Source organism: Acidovorax sp. KPB24-07 (assembly GCF_057543315.1).
Genome location: NZ_BAAJYS010000454.1, coordinates 1 through 2,474, shown reverse-complemented (window position 1 = coordinate 2,474; position 2,474 = coordinate 1). Strand labels below are relative to the sequence as shown.

At 69.9% G+C, this 2,474-nt stretch carries 2 protein-coding genes and 1 pseudogene; all 3 read left to right on the top strand.

Annotated elements, in window-relative coordinates; translation table 11 throughout:
* Positions 1-789 (top strand): annotated as a pseudogene (locus AC27IQ_RS22480) (dipeptidase); the annotation flags it as partial.
* A 153-nt stretch (positions 790-942) separates the two neighbouring features.
* On the top strand, positions 943-1,467 hold the full coding sequence (locus AC27IQ_RS22475; RefSeq protein WP_284394159.1) for a Dps family protein: 525 nt from the start codon (positions 943-945) through the stop codon (positions 1,465-1,467).
* A 116-nt stretch (positions 1,468-1,583) separates the two neighbouring features.
* Positions 1,584-2,459, top strand: a complete 876-nt coding sequence (gene ubiA / locus AC27IQ_RS22470) for a 4-hydroxybenzoate octaprenyltransferase (protein WP_487090857.1) — start codon at positions 1,584-1,586, stop codon at positions 2,457-2,459.
* The last annotated feature ends 15 nt before the right edge of the window (positions 2,460-2,474 follow it).

The window sequence follows — 2,474 nt, the reverse complement described above, 5'->3', positions numbered from 1 at the left end:
CTCACGGGCGGTGATCTGGCCGCCGCAGCGCAGCGCCTGGGCGCGGCCCGCGAGGCCTTCATCGCCAAGTACGCGGGCCAGGGCGGCCCCTTCGCCATCGACATCGTCCAGGACGGCGCCGCGCTGACGGTCAAGGTCACGGGCACGTCGGCCCACGGCTCGCGCCCCGAAGAGGGCGTGAACCCGCTGCCGCGCCTGGCGCTGTTCCTGCAGGAGTCCGGCGTGCCGCTGGCGGCCAACGGCTATGCGGGCGCGGTGCGCTACATCGCCGACCTGTACGGCACCGACTACCTGGGCCGCACGATGGGCCTGGCGTACAGCGACGACTTCATGGGCCCGCTCACCATGTCGCCCAACCTGGTGCGCGAGAAGGACGGCAAGGTCGATGTGCTGGTGAACGTGCGCATGCCGCGCGGCAGCACGGCCGACGTGCTGACGAAGGCCACCGCCGCGCGCATCCAGGCGTGGGGCGCGCAGGCCGGCGTGGCGGTCGAGGTGGACCACAGCCAGGGCGAGTGGATGGCGCGCGACCCCAAGGGCGCGTGGCTTTCTACGCTGCTCAACACCTTCGGCGACACCACGGGCCTGGAGGCCAAGCCCGTGCCCACGGCCGGCAGCACCACGGCCAAGCTGATGCCCAACGCGATCAACTTCGGCCCCGCGATGCCGGGCAAGAAGTACACGGCCCACAACGCGAAGGAATTCAAGGAAGTGGCCGACCTCGACGCCGACATGCAGATGTTCACCGAGATGCTGGTGCGCATCGGCAACCTGCCGCAGATGCAGTGACCCCGGGCGGCCGCTGGCCGCCCTGCATGCGCTAAAGTGTTTCAGGCGCCCGGGCGCCACGCCTCCCCGGCAGCGGCGGGGGCCCGCCCGGGCCGGCAAGATGGCAGCGGCAACGCAACGCATCGTTCAGTTCAGCACCCGAAGGAGTTCTCCATGGCCAAGACCCCCAAGACCCCCCTTGCCCGCGCCGGCGCCAGCGGCGCACCGCGCATCAACATCGGCATCAGCGACAAGGACCGCGCGGCCATCGCGCAAGGCCTGTCGCGCCTGCTGGCCGACACCTACACGCTGTACCTCACCACCCACAATTTCCACTGGAACGTGACGGGCCCGATGTTCAACACGCTGCACACCATGTTCATGGGGCAGTACACCGAGCTGTGGAACGCGGTGGACCCGGTGGCCGAGCGCATCCGCTCGCTGGGCCATGCGGCGCCGGGCTCGTACGCCCAGTTCGGCAAGCTCACCTCGCTGCCCGACGCGCCCACCGAGCCGCCCCACGCGCTGGAGATGGTGCGCATCCTGGTCGAGGGCCACGAGGCCGTCGCCCGCACGGCGCGCGAGCTGTTCCCGGTGGCCGACAAGGCCAGCGACGAACCCACGGCCGATCTGCTGACCCAGCGCCTGGCGGTGCACGAGCAGACCGCCTGGATGCTGCGCTCGCTCCTGGAGGAGTAAGCCGGCCGGGCCTTGCACGGCCCTGCCCAGCCAGCGCCCGCCCACCCGTGCGGGCGTTTTCGTTTCCCGGGTCGCCTCTCTTTCTCTCTTTTTCTTTCCTCTCCTTTGTCCGCGCCATGCAGCTTTCCGCCCCCACGCCGTCGCGCCTGTCGCTCTACCTCGACCTGATCCGCTGGAGCCGCCCGGCCGGCTGGCTGCTGCTGCTGTGGCCCACGCTGTCGGCGCTGTGGGTCGCGGCGGGCGGATTCCCCGGCTGGCACCTGCTGGCCGTGTTCACGCTGGGCACCATCCTGATGCGCAGCGCGGGCTGCTGCGTGAACGACGTGGCCGACCGCCGGTTCGACCGGCACGTCAAGCGCACGGCGCAGCGGCCGGTGACGAGCGGCGCCGTGTCCCCGCGCGAAGCGCTGGCCGTGGGCGCGGTGCTGGCGCTCGTGGCCTTCGCGCTGGTGCTCACCACCAATGCCATCACCATCGCGTGGTCGGTGCCGGCGCTGGCGGTGACGGTGCTGTACCCGTTCACCAAGCGGTTCTTTTCCATGCCGCAGGCGGTGCTGGGCGTGGCCTTCAGCATGGGCATTCCGATGGCGTTCACCGCCGTGCGCGGCGAGGTGCCGTGGCTGGCGCTGTGGCTGGTGCTGGGCAACCTGTTCTGGGTGCTGGCCTACGACACCGAATACGCCATGGTGGACCGCGACGACGACCTGAAGATCGGCATGAAGACGTCGGCCATCACCCTGGGCCGCTTCGATGTGGCGGCCATCCTGGCGTTCTACCTGCTGCTGGTGGCGTTCTGGGGCGTTTCGCTGGCACCTCTGGGGCTGGGCGTGCCGTTTTACCTCGCGATCGGCGCGGTGCTGGCCCAGGTGGCGTGGCACTTCGCGCTGATCCGCCACCGCACGCGCGAAGGGTGCTTTCGAGCCTTCCGCGAGAACCACTGGATCGGGTTCACGCTGTTTGCCGGCATCGCCGTGGGTTACGCGCTGCGGTAGTTTGCTATTGTTTTT

Coding starts and splice junctions, on each gene's coding strand:
- AC27IQ_RS22475 (WP_284394159.1), top strand. CDS start 943: ATGGCCAAGACCCCCAAGACCCCCCTTGCCCGCGCCGGCGCCAGCGGC.
- ubiA (WP_487090857.1), top strand. CDS start 1,584: ATGCAGCTTTCCGCCCCCACGCCGTCGCGCCTGTCGCTCTACCTCGAC.